Source organism: Pseudomonas sp. Irchel s3h17 (assembly GCF_900187505.1).
Lineage (GTDB): Bacteria > Pseudomonadota > Gammaproteobacteria > Pseudomonadales > Pseudomonadaceae > Aquipseudomonas.
In genome coordinates, this window is the sequence record NZ_FYDL01000029.1 from 1 (window position 1) to 21,212 (window position 21,212).

Genomic DNA, 21,212 nt, shown 5'->3' on the forward strand with positions numbered 1-21,212 from the left:
GGAGCGCTTGCCGCATGCGCAGTCGATTGAAGACTATGAAGCGCTGCTGCCATGGAACTGCTCGCCAGAAATGCCACGGTAAACACGAAGCGCTTCTGGCGGTAGGTGTAGTTCATGGATCGGATACGCTACACCACGACCAATCAGCGCCTGGGCAAGGCTGAGGTCAGTGCGGAACTGGTGATCATGAACTGGGAGCCAGCAGCGCCAGGATGACTATTTTGAAATGACGGCTATCAATCCAACAAGGATCTCATGTGAGGCCTGCAAAATACCTGATTGTTGAACACAGGCTGTTTCACTTGCCGTCAGGATTCTTTTTCAGGGCGGAAGTATCTGGACGGGGGTGTGAAGGCCCATTTGAACCACGTTCTCTGCATATTATAAATTTTTCCTTACGGAAATCCTGGTTCAGAACGATGACGGTAAAATTGCACTGAGTTCAAGCGGCTGCTGAAATCCGAGGCGCTAGAAAATGTCAGATCGACTGCGTGTATTGTTCGTCTGTGTCGCTAACGACGCTCGCTCCCTGATTGCTGAAGCCGTGTTGAGACATTCCGGTAGTGAGCATTTCGAAGCCTTCAGCGCTGGGGTACGACCAACGGCGGTAAACCCTCGCACCCTGACTGTCCTTGAGCATGCAGGTATTGCAACTCAAGGGCTCAGAAGTAAAGCCCTTGAAGAGTTTGCAGGTATGTCTTTCGACTACCTTATTGATCTGTGCGACAAGGGCTCGGATGAACTCGCGCTGCTACCACAGTCCAGTGAGACCCTTACCTGGAGTTTCGTTGATCCTGTGAAGCAGGAGGGGCTCGACGGATTCAGGCATGTGTTTCATGAGTTGAGTGACCGTATCAGGCTTTTCCTGATGGTAAAAAATCGACCACATGACCCGGAGGGTATGACTCACCCACATAGGTAACAAAACAGTTCAAGCACATAGGTAACAGTCTTTAACTGGCACTAGTCATTCGCCGAATTAAAACTGAAACAAAATTGTAGACTAAAGTGAACTCACATTGGCAGTGAGTGAGCATTTTGATGGTCCTCGAAAGAGGTGGTGCAAGGGCCGCTCGATCCGGGGGAGCCTACAGAATTCGGAGGAAATCGTACGCTAAGGATGGAAACTGCTAGGCTGAGGTCATAGAGGTTGGGGGTTGGGGGATCGTGGACCCGACAACCAACGTAGTCCTGCTACTCATCACTCCAGTACCCACCGAAGCGCCGAGTCAGCGCTCGTTGTCAGTGATTCCATGCAGGGAAAAGGAGGCTCTTTTCCATTGCTTCCCATACATCTTTCATTCTTTGGAGTCGCATAAAATTACCAAATCGCCAATCAACTTGTGGACTCTAGTACGCTCATTGCTGCTATGTGTCGCTACGTTTTCGCTCTCTGCCTGCGGCTCCAATGTGGAGGTGCCGGTTCCCAGTACGCGATACCTAATCACCTCGGGCGTCGGGTTGCCCGATTGCAGAATTGGCAAAGATGAAAATAACTTTATAGAACAGTTTGGCGGGAAAAAGTGGGAGGATTATTGGACGGCAGAATCCAAAGGAGTGGGCGTAAAGGTGGTGGATGGAAAAATCGCCACTATGTTTTTCTTCTTTTATTCAAAAACTCACACATCATTTGATGGTCAAACTAACGTAGGTATTGGAAAAAACAGTTCAATAAACGATGTTGTCCGAGCTTACGGAGAGCCACAAAGAATTGGCGAGTCTGATTTGCCCGATTCTTCTGCTATGCCGGGCGCGCATGAAATTTCCCTTGAATACCCGTCGATGGGAATAGTATTCACCTTTTGGGACCGTCGCTTGGCTGACATCAGGGTCTTTGCAGCGCGGCCGTATTGAACCGTAAGCATGACTGGATGGGCTAGCTACCTTAACGCTCGGGAGTGCTTAGGTGCAGTGGCCTGCAATCGAAAATGGTCATGCTCGCAATCAACGCAATTTTTGGCTCCGATTAATTGCGGCTGACGGGTTCCTCGCGCTCACATTAGCTGCAACCAGCCGTTGTGGGGACTGACGGCAATGAAGACGCACGTCACCCGCAACCTGCCAGGATAGCTGAGCGCATAGGTGTGAAATTTCAGAATCTGCGACTCGTGCTAAATCGGTAATACTGCTTCGACTGCAGGCCTTACAGGTAGGTATCGGCACGCCTGGGTGAAACTGGCGTACGATTATTGTACCTCGCAGACTATCATTCGGCAGCGCAACAAATCCGCGCCGGCAACCTGACACCTCCCAATTTCGGTTTTGAGGAACAACGGAACAGCAAACGCATTTAAACTCAGCAACTTAGCGAATGAAGGGCTTACCGTCCCGAACCGTGGCGTCAGGCGCGATCTGTCTCCTGCCTGACGCGATCGGTAGCGTTTCTAAATGGTGGAAGTTCCTCTCGCAGATCGATGCGTTGCAAGTGCTCTGGCCTGTCGAGAACCGTTTTATAGCGGCCTAAACATTTTTCCGGTCACGGCAGATAATGAAACTTTCATGTTACATAGTCGCAATCACCATCAGTACCATGACTTCTTCTGTCATGGCAGTAGGACAGCCTATTCTTGGAAAAATCTCACAGGAACAAAAAGAACGTTATATAAAAGGACAAAATGCAGCGCCGCTAGGAACTTGGGGTCCGCCACAAAAGTCAACCTCGGCCCTTCCCGACGCTGCGGCTTGTGAGGTAGTAACGGTCAGGCGAGACGGTAAAGTGACAGATATTTACTGGACGAACGGCCCACACAAGACGCGTGTAACAACTGACGTAGTCGATCACTACGTCGATCTGAACTTGGTCGTCAGAACGGTAGGCTATGAAAACGGAGATTGCATCGAGGTTAGAATCAAGACTGATGATGGTGAGAATGTAGCGGTAGGAACAAAGGAGATAGTTTTACGCGGGAGAGTAAACGAAAATGGCATCACTCATTTCAAAGAACCGTTTAAAACCGTTACCGTATTACTATTTCCTGAAGATTGAACACCTGTAGCAGTCTAACGAAATCTAGGGTCGCCCCATTTCCGCAAGGCTGATTACAGCGTGCGAACACTATTGTCCACTGCAGTGAGCGGGTAAGTTAGAGGGTCGCACTGCGACGCGACAACTGACGAAGATTACAATAACTATTGCGACGACCACCGACCAATGCATTGCACCTCCGTCCCTATGGAGTCTGCTGTCTATTGATAACGCCTCTCTGAGGCATACCCTAACTTGATGCCAGAGTGCCAGTTCTCAGTCCGTCAGGTTAGCGCTTAAAGTACACTGTATTTGCACTTGCTAACGAAGAACATGGATTTCAGCCTGGCACAATTGACGTGCTGAGCGCCATCGACATCAAAAAGGAATGAATATGCCATCGATCAAATCAACACTTGTCGCCGGTGCCAAGCCCGCCAAGCCCAAGGCCGGAACTCTATTGCAGGTACAGGAAATTGGGATGCGCCCGGGACAGTCGCCGGAATTTATGGTCTTTCAGGTCGAGTACGCTTGCTTAAAACCGGGCGGCCGCGAAACCTGAGTGCAACACCTGAACCTTTCGGTAAGGTATTGCACTCAGGTTCCGAGCCCCCCCATTCTTAATCAACGACTCGCAGGGGCGACAGTACCCAAGGACTATTTTTATCAGTCATGAGATCTTCAGCAATACCGATAATTCCACCTAGCATCATGTTCTGACCCGACCAGCAAGCCCGTCCAATAATGTAGCTCTTTGCAAACTGTGGCCAAGACGAAAAATTCGAGCGTAACACGCTATCAACATGCGCAAGAATGCGGTTGAGTTCATGTTGTTCAATGTATTCGCAGTCCAATGACATCCGTGCAACAGTGACCAGGCGGCCCAGATCCCAAGCAAGAACCCCAACGCTGTAATCCTTGGGGAGATACTGCCCATTGACTTTGTCTTTAAGAAGACGAAAAGCTGACCTCAGATTTTCCAGCATATCCATCGCCCTCTCCAGCGCTGAGAAAACGAGGTCTTTTTCCTCGGACGACTCCTCCGCAGCAATCCGCTCCCACACCGTTTCTGGGTGACCGTAGCGACCACTTGCCACCAATGCCTCGAGAACCTCATGGCGCCCGTCTTCTGAAGCGCCCTCACGGTACACTCGAAAAACAATATCGTAAAAAAAACGGTGGCCATATTGGATGAGTGACTCCAGTGTTTCAGCAGCCTCCTGAGGTGACCTTATGTCCCAGTTTGAGCCAAGCCCGTCGGTAAGGCTATTGCGCGTCAGTCCGGTTGTGCAACTATCGCAATATGCCATAATTTGCTCGGAGTTGATAAGTCCAGCTTTGAGTGCTCGCTGTTCTATCTGACTCGCCACCGCACCACCGGGGCAGTTTCGGTACTTTTGTCCGGAAATTGCCTGAAACAGCTTTTTTAGTAGATTCATAAGTCAGCTAGCTTCAAAGATGGCATTGGTGGCTCGATGCTTGAGCGCATTCACAAGAACATCAAAGTCCGATTTTTTAGTCATGTGAATGGCGTCAAATTCATGTTGTTTAGGCATCTGTGACGGCATGCTGATCTCTATCGTTTTCTCCTCAACTGATGTGTCGGTTTCTGGAGTATTCGTAATGATGACTTTTTCGATTGCGTCATAGTTTACTGTAGTCCGCACGCCACGGAATCGCTGAACTGTCGTGAAGGTCATTTTCTCCTCGTCAAGAACAATGCTGGATCCTTGGCTATTGGCTGCGCGTTTCTTAAAAAGCGTTCCAACTGTAAGGTACGTGACATAAGCCCCCAGCACGGCGAGCACTCCATTGGCCACACCTTCCGGAAGTTTAAGCCAGAGACTGCCTATTTTTAGATCGGGAACTGGATAAGAAATTGAGGCAAGGATGATTGCCGGACCAATGAGTCCAAATACTAGTTCAAGAATGGAATATTCCATTTTATAAGTAATGGCTTGCATGTAGAATTCCTTCTCCAGTTATCCGTATAAGTAGGCATGCACTTACTTAAGTAGATCCCACTCAAGTTTATGCCGCTTTGTCAGTGAAGCACTTGCTAATGAGTATGTCAATTTTGGTAGCAGCCATCTCCCTCTGACTGCGAACCCCTCAGTGAGATCCAATACAACCGCCAGATAATGCCATTTTCCGTGTGCCCAGATGTAAGTGATGTCACCACACCAGACCTGGTTGGACTCTTGCACATCAAATTCCCGATTCAAGATATTCGGGTTATCAGGGCGCTCAACTGTCGCCTTTCTGTAGGTGTGTGCCCCCGCCTGTTTGCTCACCAGGTCCCGTTCTCGCATCAGACTTCCGTTCATTCTTGCGCTTGTTTGGCATTGGCTACGATGAGCTTGGATTCGACAATTTGGAAGAACCTCTGAAAGACTCCGAGTCAGCCGCCAATTTTCGGGGTTGGCTTGAGCAGAACTTAAGGTTAACTTGCCTAGCAACAGGGGCTGAAATCGTCAATGACGCTCAAAGCAGGTGCCCCAATATACAAGTAGCCATCGACAGCTGGCACAAGAGTCGCTATGGCGAAGATGCCTGACCTGGCAGTCGAGGGAGGCGGCCACAAGCTGCGCTCCAGACGCTCCTCACTTACACGTTAGACACCAGGAGCACCCACGATGAGAAAGCTGTCTGTTGGCAACACTGCCTTTACCAAGGCCCATGTCAGCGTAGCGCTAGGCAATGATCGAATTCTTCACGATTCCCCCGTCAATCAATGACAGTAAGACAATCCGTGCGCAATACGTGCATCGCGATGGCGGTGAGTTCACTTCTGGCTGCTTGCGGGTCGCACTATCCCCAGCCGCCTGAGCAAATGCCACTCGCGCCTGCTGCTTACAATACGGTGATACTGCCACCAGTCGTGTACGGGCTTCAGATGTCTAAATCCGATGATGCGTGCGGTGTGCCGGACTCGTTGCGTCAGGCGGTGCAAGATCAGTTGGAAGCGCGGTATGAGTTTGTACTCTCCGTGTTGGGTGCCGGTATCGATGCCGCCCCTTCGCTGAAGATCGAAATCATAGATATAGTGACCGTCAGCGCTGGCGGCCCCACGATCGTGGTGATCCATGTTGTGCTCGAACGACCGGGGCTGCCAGTAGCGCAATTCACAGACCAGCGCCAGATGCACACGCAGTACTCTGATATCACGGCGGAGACCACCGAGTGCGGCACAATGAACGCAGTGATTCACGCGTTGGGCGTGGACATTGAGAAATGGATGCTCAAGCCGGTGGACGGGGTGTTTCTAGTGAACGGAGAGTGAGCCCCGTGTGAAGGTTCTGGTGGAGAGCGTCGCCTTTTTGCCAGCGATCCCACATCAGTTTTTTCTGGCTTTCGGTGTAATAGATCCGAGGTCTCTGCTTCATCTGCAACACTCCTTCTGCTTGCACAGAATTTAGTTGTGTTGCATCGACCGGTTGAATCCACAGCTCAAAGGCAGGGCTCGAAAACGTCTAGGTTCACCACCCTTGACCTTGGCACCGCAGTCCGTGAGGACAACGAGCGCGCGCTTCCTGCCATGGGCGGATAGGCCAAGCGTGCGGGCGGTTCTGCGTGCAGAGCGCGACCGATCGGGTCAGTCGTATTCCGCTTCCTGATGCTCTCCCAGCAAGCGCCGCTGACGTGGTGTGGCGGCAGCCAGCACTGTCGGGTTGAAGCGCCAGTGCAGATAGGGCGAGAACTTCTGCGCCATCATGCGTCGGCCGTAATGCACCTGCAGCAGGTAGCGCGTGCGGTCGAGGGTTCGGTTGTCGCTGCCGGCGTGCCACAGTTCGCTGCGTAACATCAGAACATCCCCCGCCGAACACAGCACCGGTTGCGCCGTATGGCCCTGCCACTGGCTTTCACCGCAAGCAGGCGGCCGGCCGGCTCGGTGACTGCCAGGGATCACCCGGGTGGGGCTGAGGTCGGCATCGATATTGTCCAGGTAGAGTTGCGCGGTGCAAATCTGCATCGGCAACTCGAAGGCGGGGTCGGCCAGCAGGCTTTGCGGCAGTTCCATCGCCAGGTAATCCACATGCAATTCGGCGCCGACAAAGCCCGGATGGCAGCGCCAGGCAGTCTGGCCGATGATGTGGCAGTCTTCTCCCAGGGCCGCCTCGGCCAATTCGATGACCCCGTCCAGATCGAGAAACGGCAGCCACAACGGGTCGCGGTTGAACACGCACTTGTAATGATCGAGCAGGCCACTGTAGTCCCAGTGCTGCGGATCAAGGCAATCTATTGCTGTGCGCAGGGTGATAATTTGGGCACTGTCCAGCACGCCGCGCAGCAGTACGAAACCCTCTCGGTGCAAGGCCCGCAGACGGCTGGCGGTCTGTGATGGCAAGCGTTCGGTGGTGGCCATGGTGCGCCCCCGGAAAATGCAGATGACACCAACGCATACTGGCACTGCGCGTAGGGCTTCGCCAGGCTTGTAGCCTTCGGCAAGTCTTCAGCGATCCTTTGACCGACCTATACTTCAGGGATAACCACACTTGATGCGACGCGCTACCCCGTGGCGTGTCGAGCGGTCGTTCACGCAGGCGCAGGCCTGCCTTCGTATGGAGGTGAATATCATGGCGCGCAAATACATCGATTGCCGTGAATTTCCAAGTGAAACCCAGTGTTCTGTTGCACTGTCCGCCGATTCTGAAAGTGAATTGCTGGATGCCGCGGCACAGCATGCGGTCTCGGTTCACAAACACATCGATTCGCCAGAGTTACGCGCACAACTGAAGACTATGTTTCACGATGGCACGCCGCCGCTTGAAGCAGCGCAACGCACTTGATCCAGAACGCCTGTAGATTGTTGCGGCGGACGAGTAGGGGCGAGACGGCAACGGTAGCGCGCGGGAACGCCTTGTCTTCTTCCTGGAGCTGACTGGAAGGGCGGCAGGGCTTGCTCCCTGAGGGAGTCCGCATGGTTGGCCCGGGGGCAGTTAACGTGCCCCTAGGTATGTGGTCGATGGTTGTGGTGGTGATACGGCCAGGAGGATGTCGCTGTATCGGCCGATGGGCTCGGTGGTGGGGCGGCCAGCTCTTCCAGGTGGGTGATGATGTCGTCCGGCTTGAGCACCAGTACGTCGCTGTCCAGGGTGTCCAGAATCATTTCGGCGGTGTTGCCGATCAATGCGCCGGACAGCCCGGTACGGGCCACGCTACCGATCACCGTGAGCGCGGCTTCGAGCTTGTGCGCGATGTACGGGATCAGCACATCGGCCGAGCCTTCCGCGATATGCAGGCGTTCGTCACTGATGTCGAATTCGGCCTGGAACGTCTTGCACAGATCGCGATAAAGAGCCTGAATGCTCTCCTTGAGTTGGAGTACGGGGTTGGCTGCCGAGAACAGGGGGTAAGGGTGGGCGCTCATCATGTGCAGAGTGCCGCCGGCCAGTGCGGCGATGTCGTAGCCGTGGCTGACGATGCCGGAATGCAGGACGCGGTGCTCCATGTCACTGTTACCGGCATCAATGGCCGCGAGAATGTTGCCACCGGTCCAGGGTCTTGCGGTTTTTACTATCAGCACCGGGCTGGGGCAGTAGCGCAGCAGCTTCCAGTCTTCGGGGGTGAGGAGGGCCTTCATCAGTGATGTGTGGGGCAGGTGCTGCTTGATCACCAGGCCACAGCCCTCCGCCTGTTGGGCGGCGATGATCGTCTTGTGTGAACTCCCGTGCCAGGCTTGCTGGGCGCTGACGCTGTAACCCTCCTGGACCAATTCGCCTTGAATGTCGTTCAGGTAGGGGGCATGGTGGTTTCCCTTGTCGCAGGCCAACAGATGCAGGTGCGACCGGGTAGCGTCGGCAATCATTTTGGCTCTGTTCAGGATCAGATCCCTAGGCTGTTGCGAATCCACCACCACCAACGTGTTGCGAATGGTGTGCATGAGCGTCTTCCTGTGCTGAGTACAGCTTTCATGTGGGTGGCGGGCACTCTTGGCCTGTATCCTTTCGGCCGGATGTACGCGTACTGGCCAACCCTTGCCTACCTGTTAACCGGAAGTTCATTTGCCGACACCTTGCACGCGACAGCTAAAATCCAATCTCGCCCGCTCAATCCGATGGTGATGCTTAAATCGAGCGGGTATTGATGATTACGAAACTGCTGCTGATCGCTTATGCAACTACGCAATATGAGTTTCCAGCACTGGCGCCGTTGTTCCATTGCATCTATAGTGATGCAGGGTAAGTTGTAACGCGGCCGGTACACTTGACGCTGATTGTAACGCTGCAGGTACACTTATTAGTGCTGGAGGAATCACCTTACTTCTTGTTGATTGCGCTAATGACACAGGAAGCGCGATAGCATCTGCCGCCTTCAATGCCTCGCCTACCTGAGTCTATCCGCCCGTACAAGTGCCACACCCCACGTGAATGCCCAGATCCTGGAGTGATGATCGAGTTGCTCTCCGGCGAGCGTTTCTGCTCGCACAACTCAATGGCTAAGTATGGTGGTTATTCTGCTTGATGTTTAGGTAGTTGTTCGGCTGAGTTAGTTGATTTTCACCTAAGTAAACTCTAAACAAACCTTATTCGATCTGATGAGGTAATACCGTGCCCGCTGATCGAGACACCTGAAGCAGATCCGCTTTTGCGATGCCAAGTATGCCGGATAATTCAAGCAGACTTGCCGCGAGAGTTTCCGAGTGCAATAGATGGGATTGGCTGCTTTGTGCAAGTCCCGTTACGAGATCTAGTGTTTGTCTTGCCATGGAAGGCCAGGCGACTGGAGTGGGCATCACTCCAGCGCCGCCGTCCCCGCAGAGGGTCCCTGCACGTCCAGCCAGGTTCGCTGCCCTGTGCACAAGGCGCAGCGAACCTGGAATCCGCGATCAATACAGTGTCGACATCACTGATGCAGCACGAACGTCGCCAGGGTTTTCAGCTCGTCCGGGCTTAACTGCGCAAAAGGCGGCATCGTGATGCTCCCCCATTTGCCGGTTCCACCGTTTTGAATGCTGGACATTATCTTGGCCAGCGCCTGCGGATCGCTGGCGTATTTGGCCGCCACTTCGTGGTAGGCCGGGCCTACGACCTTGTGATCGATGGCGTGGCAAGACAGGCAGGCATTGCCCTGGAGCAATGCCATGGCATCGTCGACTTTGGCGACGGGCGCCGCCGGGCTTGAGACAGCCTGCACATCGGCATCGCCGGCCTGGGCACTGCCGTAGGTGACCGCAAGGTAGGCACCGATGATGTTCACCTCCTGGTCGCTGATGGGAGCGCCGTACACCTGCTGCATCTTTCTGGCTTCTCCGGTCCATTGCGCCAGGCTCATGCCGGGCGGCTGGAAGTTGATGTAGTCGGCAGAATGGCAAGTGGAGCACTTGTGCTGCGCCAGTGGGTATCCGGGCAGCGCACTGGGCTTGAGTACCGCCGTTTCGGGCGGCAACGTGATGGCGAGTGGCGCTGCGTTTACCAAGGTCGCCAAACAAACCTGAGCCGCGCACAGCAGGGTGGTCATGCGTTTCATACAAGGCTCCTCAGGCGACGATCACGTGGCTGGTTTCTACGACGTGGCGGCGGTAGCCACCGGGGTTCCAGTCGGCTTGCAACGGCTGTGTCTCGCCGGCACTGTTGCTGGCTCGTACCATCAGCTGTGTGGCGCCCTTGCGGGTAAAGGTGAGGGGCAGCGTCCACTGGCGAAAAGAGAAGCGCCCAAGATCCTCTCCGAGCCGGGCTTCGCGCCAACTGTTTCCGCCGTCGATCGAGACTTCCACCCGGTTGATCCCGACACCGCCATCAAATGCAATACCCTTCAGCTCCACGCTCTTTTTCAGTGGCAACACGTCGCCGTGTTTGACGCTGGTGATGAAGCTGCGTACCGGCAACCTGGAAATCGGCCGCGTTTGCGCGGCTGTCGTGCCGGGGGCGATACAGAGGCAATCGTTGTCTGGGACGCGGTAACCTTTAGCCATGAAGAAGCCGTCGTAGGTGTGGTCGACGACTTCGATCTCACTCAGGTGCTTGATCCAATAGGTGCCGAAGTAGCCTGGCACTACCAGGCGTATTGGGTAACCGTTGAGGAAGGGCAGGTCGGTACCGTTCATCGACCAGGCGATCATGGGCTCGCCGTCCATGGCATGGCTGATGTCCAGCGCCTTGATGTACTCCGGTGTGCTCGGCAGCACTGGCTTGTCGAGCCCACGGAACGTCACTTGCCTGGCGTCGGCTCTCACGCCTGCCTTTTCCAGTACCGCCTTGAGCGGGACGCCCACCCAGCGGGCATTGCCCATTGAGCCATTGCCCAATTGCGCGCCGAACACGCGTGGCATCGAGAACCCACGGCTGTTGCCGGAACACTGATTGACGGCCACCACCTCTACCGGTTCGGCAAGGGCCTTGAGTTCCGCGAGGGAAAGCGACAGCGGTGTGTTGACCGAGCCCTTGATCGTCAAGCGGTAACTGTCTGGATCAATGCTGGTCGGGAAATTGGCCAGGTGGTAGCGCACAAAAAAGGCATCATTTGGCGTGATAGGCCCTTCGTTGAAGAGGTGGAACGGGGTCTCAAGGTGTGGCGGGCGGGTGGTCACCAGGGTCAACGGCCGTTTTTGTGGGTATTGCACCAATGGTCGCGGGCCGGCGGCAAAGGTGATTTCTTCAGCGGTTTCGTCTCCGGCCTTGGCGACGCGAGCCAGCGCAGAAGCCGCCAACGCCAGGACCAAGGCGTCACGTAGCACGCGCCGGCGGTTCGGTTGGCTGTTTTCTACAAAATTGAACTTCATGCTTCGCTCTCCTTTGCTTTTTATGATTGTTTTGCTGAGATGCCCCTGAAAGCCCCCGTCGGGATGGGGATACGTCAGGTTCAAGGTGCGAATGGCGTTTCGCTTGACTGTTCGGCTTCGGTGAACAAACCAGTATCGTCATGCGCACGCCGACGGCTTTTCATTGAACGTCAATGACTTTGCATTTGATGACAATGGCTGCCGACACCTGCCTATCGCGCATGGATCAGCTCAATGAATCGGTCTGCAACTTCATCACCCGCCAACCCATGCGAATTGTTCGAGCGCCGTGTCGCGGATCAAGTCGAGGTCCGTCAACCCGACCCTCGGCGGGCAGCCAATCCTATACTTTCTTTCAGGGGGTTCGGCTTGATGCTCAGGTGGAGGTGAACAGTATGAAATCCCCGATCATTGGGTTGCGCGTGGCCGGTGTCGTTTTTGCGCTGATGGCCCTGGCGCAACTGGTGCGTCTGATTGTTCGCCCTGAGATTCTCGTGGCGGGGTATCTCATGCCGCTGTGGCCGAGTGCGCTCGCCTTCGTGTTGCTGTGCGTGTTGAGCGCCTGGATGTGGTCGCTTGGTTACCAGTGATTGTCAGTCGGGCGTCAGTCTCCATGTCCGGGTGCGACAATGGGCGAGACCATGGAACTAACACGGCCCATGGCGTCTACATTCCAGGGAGTATTCCCTTTCTGAGAGGACGGACATGATCAGATCTCGCTCGTTGATAACAGCAGTTACATGCCTTGCGTTGGCCTGCGGCTCAGTCACGGCATCGGCCGACCCGGGTAACGGGAAGGGGCAAGGGAATGGCAAGGGCAATCCGCAATACAGCCAGGACTATGACAACCAGGGAGGCCATGGCAACACAGGCAAACACTCAGGCGGCGGTGATTGGGACAATGGCCCGAGCATCAATCACAGCGCTGTGCTTGGCATTATTGGGGGCTATCAGGACTACTGGAGCCCGGGGGCTTCCTTGCCTCCCGGTATTCAAAAGAACCTGGCGCGAGGCAAGCCGCTACCGCCGGGGATTGCCAAGAAACTGGATGGCCGGCTGATCGGCAGGCTGCCTCACTATGATGGCTACGAATGGCAGCAAGCAGGGACCGACCTGATACTGGTCGCGCTCGCCACCGGGCTCATTTATGAAGTGCTCAACGGCGCTTTCGATTGACGGATTGGCTGACAAGGCTCATCCAGCTTGCGCATTGATGTCTCATGGGGGGAGGGGGGCCTGTTCGAGTCAGGGCTCACCACCGTCCGTCCGTCGCGGGGCTTGAACTGTCGGGGACTTCAGGCGTCATACGTAACGCCATAACAACCCTCACGGAAGCTATCATGCTTTTAAAAAACAAGAGTCTCGTTGCTGTAATGTCATGCGCCCTGATGCTTGCAGCTGCCCCGTTGCTCCCCGCTGACCTGTCCATCATGAACTCCGCCTACGCGAAGGAAGGTGGTGGTGGTGGTGGTGGTGGTGGTGGTGGTGGTGGCCACGGCGGCGGAAATGGCGGCGGTCACGGTGGCGGTACGGGTGGCGGTCACAGCGGTTCGGGTCATGCCGGTGGTTCCAGCAGCAATGGCCACGGTAATGGACTGAGCAGCGATCATGCCGGCAAGGCCACTCGCGACCACGGTCTCAGCGGCAACCACTATGGCAGTGATCGCAATGATGATCGCGGCCACGGCACCACGACTTCAGGCATTGCCCAGTCCAAGGATACGCGCGGCGTCGCCAAGGCCACGGCAATTTCGGCGACGACGCCAGGCGATCACAACACCAAAGGGTTGAGTCATGCCGGGCCGTCGGATTCAAAGCCATCGGTTTCAAAGAAGTCCCATTGAGCGCAGAGGACCAGGACTGAGCAAGCCGCTCCCCGGGAGCCAGGCTTGCGCAGCCAATCCGGCAGGAAGGCGCGGGCAGGTCACCCGGATCTCGCCTGACCTCCTTCAGTGAGCCTGCACGACACCTTTGCAGTCCTCTGCAAAGGTGCCGTGACGCTACTGGCTGGCCGGATGTTCATCGCGCATGAGCAGCGCCCTGGCCAAGTCTTCATCGCTGGCCTTGAGGCCAGGATGGTCCTGGCGAATCTGCCTGAGCACGGACTCCAGATAAACCCCCCGAATGGCACCATCACTGGCGACGAAGCTGGAAAGGTCATCGTGGGCGGGCGTCACGATCTTGTCGTCCTTGAACGTTGAGTACAACGACGCGGAAACCCCGGCCGAGGTCGCGACATCGCTCGCGTCCACATCGGCCATGGCCGAACCCACGGGCAGGCAAAGCAATAGCGCAGGAATGAGCAGTAAGGAACGCATGGTGTGTCCTCCCAAAGCCTGTAGCCTGAAGGGGCAGGCCCTTACTTTTATGAGGCGCGGTGTCCGCCGGGAGTTCCCTTCCTGGACCTGACTCGAGGCTGAACAGGGTTGAAGGGGGAGAGGACTCATCCAGGTTTCCCCAGGCACCCAGGGCACTGGCGGTACGCCACCGTGCCAATACGAAATGATTTACAATGCCGTTCCTTTGATGGGGGGCGGCCTTGCGTGGATGTTCTCGTTTTATTGCATGACTACTTGAGCAGGTGGGTGCTTGAGCCGGTCACCGAGCAGTTTCTCGGCCTGTTCGATCTCAATGGTCGCCTCGGCCTGGCGTTCCTCTTCACGTCCTATGGCATTGCCTACAGCCTGTTCCTGTACCGCAAGCGGCGAGGGCTGACCGATGCGCGCTCGTTCGTGCAGTTCATCGGCGGTCGTCGCGTGCATTTGCACCGTTCGGCCTTGCTCGATTACCGGTACTACTTCGTGCGGGCGATCCTGAAAGTCGCGCTGGTGCTGCCTATTGTCGGTCTGGTGGACCCCTACATCCTGCGCTCCGGGGACTACATCGGCTTTTTCACCCGCCTTTGGGGGGCGCGGACGCAGGTGGGGGAGAACCTGGGGCTATCCCTGCTCTATGGGCTGGGGGTGTTTCTGCTCAAGGACTTCATCCATTACTGGGCCCATCGGGCGTTTCATTGCCGGTGGTTGTGGGCGTTCCACAAGGTCCACCATTCGGCCCCGGTCCTGGTGCCTGCGACGGCAAGCCGGGTGCACTTCGTTGAAAAGATTGTCGAGAAGCTGACCACACTGGTTGTCCTTGGCGCTTACGCCGGTGTCTTCTGGTACGCCTGCGGCGGCGTCATCGGCCGCTATACCTTGTTCGGCGTGACCTACCTGGTGTTGATCCTCAATGGCCTGGCGGCCAACCTGCGTCACAGCCATGTCTGGCTTTCGTTCGGCCCTGTCATCGAGCACGTGCTCAACAGCCCGGCCCAGCACCAGATTCACCACAGCGACGCGCGCCAACACTTCAACAAGAACTTCGGTACCAACCTGTCACTCTGGGACTGGATGTTCGGCACACTCTACGTGACCACCTCGACACCCGAGCCGGTCCGGTTCGGTACCGGGGCACGGGATCACGAGCGGTACCTGACAGTCTACAGCCTGATCGTCACTCCCTTTGTGGACACTGCCCGCAGGCTGTGCCTGGCCAAGCGCCCCAGGGCGCATGCACCCGGCGCCTCGGAAACGCCCTCTGTGTAGTGGGCGACGGTGCTGGGCCGGGAATCCTGCCTGCGCCGCCAAGCTTTCCCCGGAGCATAAAAAAGTCCGCGTTCGCGGACTAAAAGGGAGCTTTTCAAAGGAGTGGGAAGACTCTGCGCCCCAGGGTGTGATCGATTCGTGAAAAGGATGTCATGGAATTGCTAGACAGGCATTCGCTGCAAAGGCCTGGAGGGCTCAACCGGGCATGCGCGCGGTAATCTCCTGAAAAGTATCGTCCTTCAACACCGCCAACAGCTTCTTACCGTCCTTGAGCGTTGCGATGACCGTGACTTCTGTCTCTTCGCCCGCTATCAGGTACCCGGCCACCGCGCCTATCGGACCGAGTAGCACCGCTCCGGCGATTCCAAGACCGATGGCATCCCGGGTGTTCTTCACCGATTCCACGCAGGCGGCTTCAAGGGTTTCAAACGACGCGACGGGGATCCGGACGGGACGACCGAGGAGCGTTTGCAGGGTAAAGACGCCCGATTGATAGCTGGCGTCGCCTGGCAGGAAGTCGCCGGCCAGCACGCTGATCGTTGCCATTTCTTTGTCCTCTGGCAGTCGTGTCGACTCATCATTTCGTACCCATGGACGATGGGCGTCAACGTCATGGCGATGAGCTGCAGCGCCGTTGGTCTTGCCATGGCCGATAAGGCAAGGAGAGGGGCACCGAACACATGCCCGTGGTGAGCGTTCAATCAGCCCTTTGGTGGGTTGTCATTCACGCGCCATCGCTACCGGCTGGCTGCGAGCGGTTGCGGGTGAGGCAATCCCGGCCTATGTTCCAAGCGATGCTTGAGCTGCGAGCATCGCCTGATGACTCGCAGCAGGTTGCTGTCCATCCAGTGCGGGTTGCCGCAGCGAGGTGACGACATGCCGAACAACTCCCGTCCCGCCGTGCTCGAACTGATCGGCAATACGCCGCTGGTGCGCGTCAGTCGTTTCGATACCGGCCCGTGTACGCTGTTCCTCAAACTCGAATCGCAGAACCCCGGCGGTTCGATCAAGGACCGCATCGGCCTGGCGATGATCGACGCCGCCGAGCGCGATGGCCGTCTGCGTCCTGGCGGCACCATTGTCGAGGCCACCGCCGGCAATACCGGCCTGGGCCTGGCCCTGGTGGGGCGTGCCAAGGGCTACCGGGTGGTGCTGGTGGTGCCGGACAAGATGTCCACCGAGAAGGTCCTGCACCTCAAGGCGATGGGTGCCGAGGTGCACATCACGCGGTCCGATGTCGGCAAGGGCCATCCGGATTACTACCAGGATGTCGCCGGGCGGCTGGCGCAGGAGATCCCCGATGCCTTCTTCGCCGATCAGTTCAATAACCCGGCCAACCCGCTGGCCCACGAGTGCAGCACCGCGCCCGAGATCTGGGCGCAGACCCAGCATGACGTGGATGCCATCGTCGTCGGTGTCGGATCGGCCGGCACGCTGACCGGGCTGACCCGCTTCTTTCGCCGCGTGCAGCCGAACCTGGCCATGGTGCTGGCCGATCCACTGGGCTCGGTGGTTGCCGAATACAGCCGCAGCGGCACCCTCGGCACCCCCGGTTCCTGGGCCGTGGAGGGCATAGGCGAAGACTTCATTCCATCGATTGCCGACCTTTCCAGCGTGCGCCAGGCCTATTCCATCAGCGATGAGGAAAGCTTCGATCATGCCCGCCAGTTGCTGCGCGCCGAAGGCATCCTCGGGGGTTCCTCGACCGGTACCTTGCTGGCGGCGGCGCTGCGTTATTGCCGCGAGCAGACCGAGCCCAAGCGCGTGGTCAGTTTCGTCTGCGACACTGGTACCCGCTACCTGTCCAAGGTCTACAACGACCAGTGGATGAACGACCAGGGCCTGTTGCAGCGCAAGCATTACGGCGACCTGCGCGACCTGATTGCGCGCCGTTTCGAGGATGACCGGGTGATTAGCGTAGGCCCGGACGACACCTTGCTCACCGCCTTCCAGCGCATGCGCCTGGCGGATGTGTCACAGCTGCCGGTGCTGGTCGGCGGGCAGCGGCTGGTCGGGGTGATCGACGAGTCCGATATTCTGCTGGGCGTGCACCAGGACGCTTCGCACTTTCGGATGCCCGTGGCCAGCGCCATGACCGACAAGGTGGAAACCTTGCCGCCGGGTGCCAGTCTGGCGGAACTGGAGGCGGAACTCGACCGTGGGTTGGTGGCGATCATCCAGGACGCCTCGGGTTTTCACGGCCTGATTACCCGGGTCGACATGCTCAATCACCTACGGAGATCCCTTGCATGAGCCAGCACGATGAAACCGCCACGCCACGTGACTTCGCCACCCGGGTGATCCATGCCGGGCAGGTGCCTGACCCGTCCACCGGGGCGCTGATGCCGCCGATCTACGCCAACTCCACCTATGCGCAACAGAGTCCCGGGGTGCACAAGGGGCTCGACTACGGGCGCTCGCACAACCCCACGCGTTGGGCGCTGGAGCGCTGCGTGGCGGACCTGGAAGGCGGGACCCGGGCCTTCGCCTTTGCCTCCGGGCTGGCGGCCATCGCCACCGTACTCGAACTGCTCGATGCCGGCGCGCATGTGGTCTCCGGCAACGACCTGTACGGCGGTACGTTCCGACTGTTCGAACGGGTGCGCCAACGTAGCGCCGGCCATCGCTTCAGCTTTGTCGACCTGACGGACCTGGCGACCTTCGAAGCCGCACTGCAGCCCGACACGCGGATGGTCTGGGTCGAGACGCCGAGCAATCCCTTGCTGAGCCTCACCGACCTGGCCGCGGTTGCGCGCCTGTGTCGCGAGCGAGGCATCCTCTGTGTGGCCGACAACACCTTTGCCAGTCCGTGGATACAGCGGCCACTGGAACTGGGTTTCGACATCGTGCTGCACTCGACCACCAAGTACCTGAACGGCCACTCCGACGTGATTGGCGGCATCGCGGTGGTCGGGCAGAACGCCGAACTGGCCGAACGCTTGGGTTTCCTGCAGAACGCGGTGGGGGCGATCGCCGGGCCGTTCGATGCGTTTCTGACCTTGCGCGGGGTGAAGACCCTGGCACTGCGCATGGAGCGCCACTGCAGCAACGCGCTGGAACTGGCGCAATGGCTGGAGCATCAGCCGCAGGTCGCCCGGGTCTATTATCCGGGCCTGCCCTCGCACCCGCAGCACGGGTTGGCCCTGCGGCAAATGCGCGGGTTCGGCGGAATGATTTCCCTGGACCTGAACAGCGACCTGGCGGGTGCCAGGCGCTTCCTCGAGGCGGTGCGGATCTTTGCCCTGGCCGAGAGCCTGGGCGGAGTGGAAAGCCTGATCGAGCACCCGGCAATCATGACCCACGCCAGCATCCCGGCGCAGACCCGCGCGCAGCTTGGCATCGGCGATGCGCTGGTGCGTTTGTCCGTGGGGGTGGAGGCGGTCGACGACCTGCGCGCCGACCTGGCCCAGGCGCTGGCACGGGTCTGAGCCCGTCGCCATGAACACTCCGGAACCCTTGGTAATGCGTTCTGTAGGAGCAAGCGCGCTCGCGATGGACGTTAACGATTACACTTGTTTTCTGAGTAATCGGGTTGTTCTTGAGTCCATCGCGAGCACTAGAGCGTCGTTCGGCTGCTCCTACAAATGCGGTTTCATCTCCCTTGGCGGGTTCCGGATAAGCCTGCGGTTTCGGGGTAACAGGGGCTAGCCCGATAAGGCAGGAAAAGTGTTCAAGGGGGCGTGCTGACCCGTGCTCCCCTCCAGGTGCCTGTAGGTGTCGGCATCCGTCAGGCACAGCAGTTTCCTGCCATCCTTGAGTTCAACCCAGAACGTCACCTGAGCCTCATCGTGGCTCAAGGCGGTGTCGGTGACGGCGCAGAGGGGGGCCAGCGCCAGGGTGGCGGCCAGGCCCATGCCGGCAGGGTTCTGCGTGAGTGATTGTGGAGCCTGGTTCAACAGGGTGAAATCCTTGATGTCCGTCACCGGGACGTTGAGGCCCGGCCAGGGATAGAGTGCGGTCTCGACGTTGATCACACCCGGTCCGCAGGTCCCGACACCATAAAGAAAATCACCGGCCAGAATCTGGATGTTAGCCATGTGGACACCTCCTGATATCGACCAGGTGGACATTTCACGCCCCCAAAAAGGGCGAGTCAATGACCGGGCGACAGGCGTGGGATTCAGGCTTCAGGTATTGAGTCTTTCACATTCGGCCTGGGCTTCCAGGTGGGTCCCATAGTGGGCTTTCATTCGCTGTTTATCCTGATTGTCGTAGAGGTTGAAACCAATCGGGATCAACCCGGTGTGCAGCCGAATCCCTTCACGGCCGGATGCGGTCTTGGTGCGGATCGCAGGAACCACAACGAATCGGGGGTTCATTACCCTGTCCTCTTGCCTGGAGGATGTTAAGCAATAGCGGCTATAAGCCACTATCGCAAGCTAACTTCAGGGGTATCCGATGAACTGTCCTCAGCCGGGCACGATGCCGGGATGGCCGTTTGTCCGGCCTATGGTTATGCTCAGCGGCTTATCATTCGTTAACAATAATCAAACCACAGTGACGTTATGAGCCAACCAGAGACGCGTGCGACTGCCTTAGCGCTGTATCCCGAGGATTCCCGCGAAGCAGCGGCGCTGCTCAAGCAGGCCGTGCCCTTGATGGTGCGCCACAACATTCCACCCAATCCGGTGCATTACGCGCTCTGGTACACCTACAGCAAAGGCCAGGAGCCAGAGCTCAATCGTCACCTGGACAGGATGGTCAGGGACTTCGACGGGCTCCCGGCGGAGTCTGCTGCCCGGCTGTTTCGTGAGTACATCATCCGCGATGAACTGGAGGACGCTCGCAGCGGCCAGCAACAGGCGATCAACCTGGTGGACGGCATGGAGCGCGACATCTCGCGCAGCGTCAAAGGCAGCCAGCATTTCCAGGACCGTCTCGGGCATTGCCTGGACATGCTGGAGGAGCCGACGGGCGAACGCTGCCCGCTCTCCTGAGTGAGCTGCAGCAGAGCACCCGGCTCATGCAGGGTCAGCAAGAGTTGTTCCTTGCCCAATTGCACTCGGCGCAAAACGAGATCAAGAGCCTGCGCGACAAGCTTGAGCGCGCCCAGTTGGCCGCGACCCTCGATGGCCTGACCCAGGTGCTCAACCGAATGACATTCACCCGCTTACTGGAGCAGGCGCTGGGCTCCGGCCAGCCGGGTGTGGCATTGATCATGCTGGATATCGACCACTTCAAGCAGTTCAACGACCAGTACGGCCACCCGTTGGGCGACCGGGTGCTCCAGCATGTCGGCGAGGTGCTGCGCAATGCCATCAGCCCGCACGTCACGGTGGCGCGCTATGGCGGTGAAGAGTTCTGCGTCATGTTGCACGCGTGCAGGGACCTGGATAACGCCTGGGATTTTGCCGAGCAACTGCGCCTGAAGGTGCAGGCCTTGCGGATCAAGGCACGTGGTACCGACCAGTTGTTGGACAGGGTCACGGCGTCCTTTGGTGTCGCCCTCGCCAAACCGGATGACACCCTTGAGAGTCTGCTGACGCGCGCCGATGACGCGCTGTACCAAGCCAAGCGCAATGGTCGTAACCAGGTCCATCGGTCGGCCTGGAAGTGACCCTCGCAAGCTGCAGGCGAGCTGCTGAAAATCGTCGCGCGGCATCCACGGATTTTCCTTCAGCAGCTCAGTGTCGATGAGCGGTATGGCGCGAAAAAAGTGTGGTTATTTAAGGACTTAGCGGATAAACGGTCGAAAAAAACACCTGTAAATATCTTGTTACAAGTCAATGGGTTAGGTATTATTGCCCTGCGTTCACCACCACGGTTTATGCATTTTTAAGCCCCAAGTTTCCATCAGCTACTTGGGCTTTTTTTTGGTTCTTCACGGAATCCCGGGAAAGACAGAAACAAGAACGCCGATTTGATTGATGATGTTCGTGCGAGCAAACACATCTAACAAACCGGCGTTCTTATGCGCGATATTAATACTTTCCTTCCGTTT

The 21,212-nt window shown here is 57.4% G+C and carries 22 protein-coding genes and 3 pseudogenes; 14 read left to right on the forward strand and 11 right to left on the reverse strand.

Annotation, left to right across the window (positions count from 1 at the left end; all coding sequences use genetic code 11):
• Nucleotides 1-123 precede the first annotated feature (123 nt).
• The 5 genes and pseudogenes from CKW25_RS25275 to CKW25_RS26735 form a co-directional block, all read left to right on the forward strand.
• A pseudogene (locus CKW25_RS25275) lies at nucleotides 124-216 on the forward strand (DNA adenine methylase); the annotation flags it as partial.
• Nucleotides 217-475: 259 nt separating this feature from the next.
• On the forward strand, nucleotides 476-922 hold the full coding sequence (locus CKW25_RS25280; protein WP_095083649.1) for an arsenate reductase ArsC: 447 nt from the start codon (nucleotides 476-478) through the stop codon (nucleotides 920-922).
• A gap of 245 nt (nucleotides 923-1,167) precedes the next feature.
• Nucleotides 1,168-1,854 carry a hypothetical protein gene (locus CKW25_RS26865; RefSeq protein ID WP_218192559.1) on the forward strand — a complete coding sequence of 229 codons (687 nt, stop codon included), beginning with the start codon at nucleotides 1,168-1,170 and terminating at the stop codon, nucleotides 1,852-1,854.
• Between the two features lie 676 nt (nucleotides 1,855-2,530).
• The gene (locus CKW25_RS26555) at nucleotides 2,531-2,986 is read left to right on the forward strand and encodes a hypothetical protein (protein WP_143497486.1); all 456 of its coding nucleotides are present in this window, start codon (nucleotides 2,531-2,533) and stop codon (nucleotides 2,984-2,986) included.
• A 373-nt stretch (nucleotides 2,987-3,359) separates the two neighbouring features.
• A complete protein-coding gene (locus CKW25_RS26735) occupies nucleotides 3,360-3,527 on the forward strand; it encodes a hypothetical protein (RefSeq protein ID WP_172736644.1) in 168 nt (55 codons plus the stop codon).
• Between the two features lie 58 nt (nucleotides 3,528-3,585).
• Here the strand turns inward: CKW25_RS26735 and CKW25_RS25285 are convergent, their stop codons facing one another.
• The 3 genes and pseudogenes from CKW25_RS25285 to CKW25_RS25295 form a co-directional block, all read right to left on the reverse strand.
• The gene (locus CKW25_RS25285; protein ID WP_095083651.1) at nucleotides 3,586-4,404 is read right to left on the reverse strand and encodes a DUF1266 domain-containing protein; all 819 of its coding nucleotides are present in this window, start codon (nucleotides 4,402-4,404) and stop codon (nucleotides 3,586-3,588) included.
• A gap of 3 nt (nucleotides 4,405-4,407) precedes the next feature.
• Nucleotides 4,408-4,929 carry a hypothetical protein gene (locus CKW25_RS25290; protein ID WP_095083653.1) on the reverse strand — a complete coding sequence of 174 codons (522 nt, stop codon included), beginning with the start codon at nucleotides 4,927-4,929 and terminating at the stop codon, nucleotides 4,408-4,410.
• Between the two features lie 153 nt (nucleotides 4,930-5,082).
• Nucleotides 5,083-5,283: pseudogene (locus CKW25_RS25295) on the reverse strand (IS3 family transposase); the annotation flags it as partial.
• Between the two features lie 578 nt (nucleotides 5,284-5,861).
• Between CKW25_RS25295 and CKW25_RS25300 the strand changes: the two are divergent.
• A complete protein-coding gene (locus CKW25_RS25300; protein WP_143497488.1) occupies nucleotides 5,862-6,248 on the forward strand; it encodes a hypothetical protein in 387 nt (128 codons plus the stop codon).
• A 312-nt stretch (nucleotides 6,249-6,560) separates the two neighbouring features.
• On the opposite strand, the gene CKW25_RS25305 is transcribed toward CKW25_RS25300, so the two are convergent.
• Nucleotides 6,561-7,331: a phytanoyl-CoA dioxygenase family protein gene (locus tag CKW25_RS25305; RefSeq protein ID WP_095083657.1), complete on the reverse strand. Its 771-nt coding sequence runs from the start codon at nucleotides 7,329-7,331 to the stop codon at nucleotides 6,561-6,563.
• 211 nt (nucleotides 7,332-7,542) lie between these two features.
• Here CKW25_RS25305 and CKW25_RS25310 point away from each other — a divergent pair, with 211 nt between their 5' ends.
• Nucleotides 7,543-7,755: a DUF1059 domain-containing protein gene (locus tag CKW25_RS25310; protein WP_095083659.1), complete on the forward strand. Its 213-nt coding sequence runs from the start codon at nucleotides 7,543-7,545 to the stop codon at nucleotides 7,753-7,755.
• A 161-nt stretch (nucleotides 7,756-7,916) separates the two neighbouring features.
• On the opposite strand, the gene CKW25_RS25315 is transcribed toward CKW25_RS25310, so the two are convergent.
• From CKW25_RS25315 to CKW25_RS25325, 3 genes are all read right to left on the reverse strand, one after another.
• Nucleotides 7,917-8,849: a universal stress protein gene (locus CKW25_RS25315; RefSeq protein WP_095083661.1), complete on the reverse strand. Its 933-nt coding sequence runs from the start codon at nucleotides 8,847-8,849 to the stop codon at nucleotides 7,917-7,919.
• Between the two features lie 962 nt (nucleotides 8,850-9,811).
• Nucleotides 9,812-10,435 (reverse strand): c-type cytochrome, encoded by a 624-nt coding sequence (locus tag CKW25_RS25320; protein ID WP_095083663.1) that lies wholly within the window; start codon nucleotides 10,433-10,435, stop codon nucleotides 9,812-9,814.
• Nucleotides 10,436-10,445: 10 nt separating this feature from the next.
• On the reverse strand, nucleotides 10,446-11,687 hold the full coding sequence (locus CKW25_RS25325; RefSeq protein WP_095083665.1) for a molybdopterin-dependent oxidoreductase: 1,242 nt from the start codon (nucleotides 11,685-11,687) through the stop codon (nucleotides 10,446-10,448).
• Nucleotides 11,688-11,860: 173 nt separating this feature from the next.
• Between CKW25_RS25325 and CKW25_RS26870 the strand changes: the two genes are divergently transcribed.
• The 3 genes from CKW25_RS26870 to CKW25_RS27210 all read left to right on the forward strand — a co-directional run bounded on the left by CKW25_RS26870 (nucleotide 11,861) and on the right by CKW25_RS27210 (nucleotide 13,531).
• Nucleotides 11,861-12,277, forward strand: a complete 417-nt coding sequence (locus CKW25_RS26870; protein ID WP_218192560.1) for a hypothetical protein — start codon at nucleotides 11,861-11,863, stop codon at nucleotides 12,275-12,277.
• A gap of 115 nt (nucleotides 12,278-12,392) precedes the next feature.
• Nucleotides 12,393-12,863, forward strand: a complete 471-nt coding sequence (locus CKW25_RS25335; RefSeq protein WP_095083669.1) for an anti-virulence regulator CigR family protein — start codon at nucleotides 12,393-12,395, stop codon at nucleotides 12,861-12,863.
• 164 nt (nucleotides 12,864-13,027) lie between these two features.
• Nucleotides 13,028-13,531, forward strand: coding sequence for a hypothetical protein (locus tag CKW25_RS27210; RefSeq protein ID WP_256578029.1), 504 nt, complete (start codon nucleotides 13,028-13,030; stop codon nucleotides 13,529-13,531).
• Between the two features lie 156 nt (nucleotides 13,532-13,687).
• Here the strand turns inward: CKW25_RS27210 and CKW25_RS25345 are convergent, their stop codons facing one another.
• On the reverse strand, nucleotides 13,688-14,005 hold the full coding sequence (locus tag CKW25_RS25345; RefSeq protein ID WP_095083672.1) for a DUF2388 domain-containing protein: 318 nt from the start codon (nucleotides 14,003-14,005) through the stop codon (nucleotides 13,688-13,690).
• Nucleotides 14,006-14,230: 225 nt separating this feature from the next.
• Here CKW25_RS25345 and CKW25_RS25350 point away from each other — a divergent pair, with 225 nt between their 5' ends.
• Complete coding sequence (locus CKW25_RS25350; protein ID WP_095083674.1) at nucleotides 14,231-15,271, forward strand: sterol desaturase family protein; 1,041 nt, start codon at nucleotides 14,231-14,233, stop codon at nucleotides 15,269-15,271.
• 195 nt (nucleotides 15,272-15,466) lie between these two features.
• Here CKW25_RS25350 and CKW25_RS25355 read toward each other — a convergent pair whose 3' ends face one another.
• Nucleotides 15,467-15,817 (reverse strand): hypothetical protein, encoded by a 351-nt coding sequence (locus CKW25_RS25355; protein WP_095083675.1) that lies wholly within the window; start codon nucleotides 15,815-15,817, stop codon nucleotides 15,467-15,469.
• A gap of 330 nt (nucleotides 15,818-16,147) precedes the next feature.
• Here CKW25_RS25355 and CKW25_RS25360 point away from each other — a divergent pair, with 330 nt between their 5' ends.
• Together CKW25_RS25360 and CKW25_RS25365 are read left to right on the forward strand one after the other, a co-directional pair.
• Nucleotides 16,148-17,524, forward strand: a complete 1,377-nt coding sequence (locus CKW25_RS25360) for a pyridoxal-phosphate dependent enzyme (protein WP_095083680.1) — start codon at nucleotides 16,148-16,150, stop codon at nucleotides 17,522-17,524.
• Nucleotides 17,521-18,699, forward strand: coding sequence for a cystathionine gamma-synthase (locus tag CKW25_RS25365; protein WP_095083676.1), 1,179 nt, complete (start codon nucleotides 17,521-17,523; stop codon nucleotides 18,697-18,699). The genes CKW25_RS25360 and CKW25_RS25365 overlap by 4 nt, the downstream gene beginning before the upstream one ends.
• A gap of 216 nt (nucleotides 18,700-18,915) precedes the next feature.
• Here the strand turns inward: CKW25_RS25365 and CKW25_RS25370 are convergent, their stop codons facing one another.
• Together CKW25_RS25370 and CKW25_RS25375 are read right to left on the reverse strand one after the other, a co-directional pair.
• Nucleotides 18,916-19,308: a hypothetical protein gene (locus CKW25_RS25370; protein ID WP_095083678.1), complete on the reverse strand. Its 393-nt coding sequence runs from the start codon at nucleotides 19,306-19,308 to the stop codon at nucleotides 18,916-18,918.
• A gap of 90 nt (nucleotides 19,309-19,398) precedes the next feature.
• Nucleotides 19,399-19,590: a hypothetical protein gene (locus CKW25_RS25375; RefSeq protein ID WP_095083679.1), complete on the reverse strand. Its 192-nt coding sequence runs from the start codon at nucleotides 19,588-19,590 to the stop codon at nucleotides 19,399-19,401.
• 186 nt (nucleotides 19,591-19,776) lie between these two features.
• Between CKW25_RS25375 and CKW25_RS25380 the strand changes: the two are divergent.
• Nucleotides 19,777-20,828: pseudogene (locus CKW25_RS25380) on the forward strand (GGDEF domain-containing protein).
• Nucleotides 20,829-21,212 lie beyond the last annotated feature (384 nt).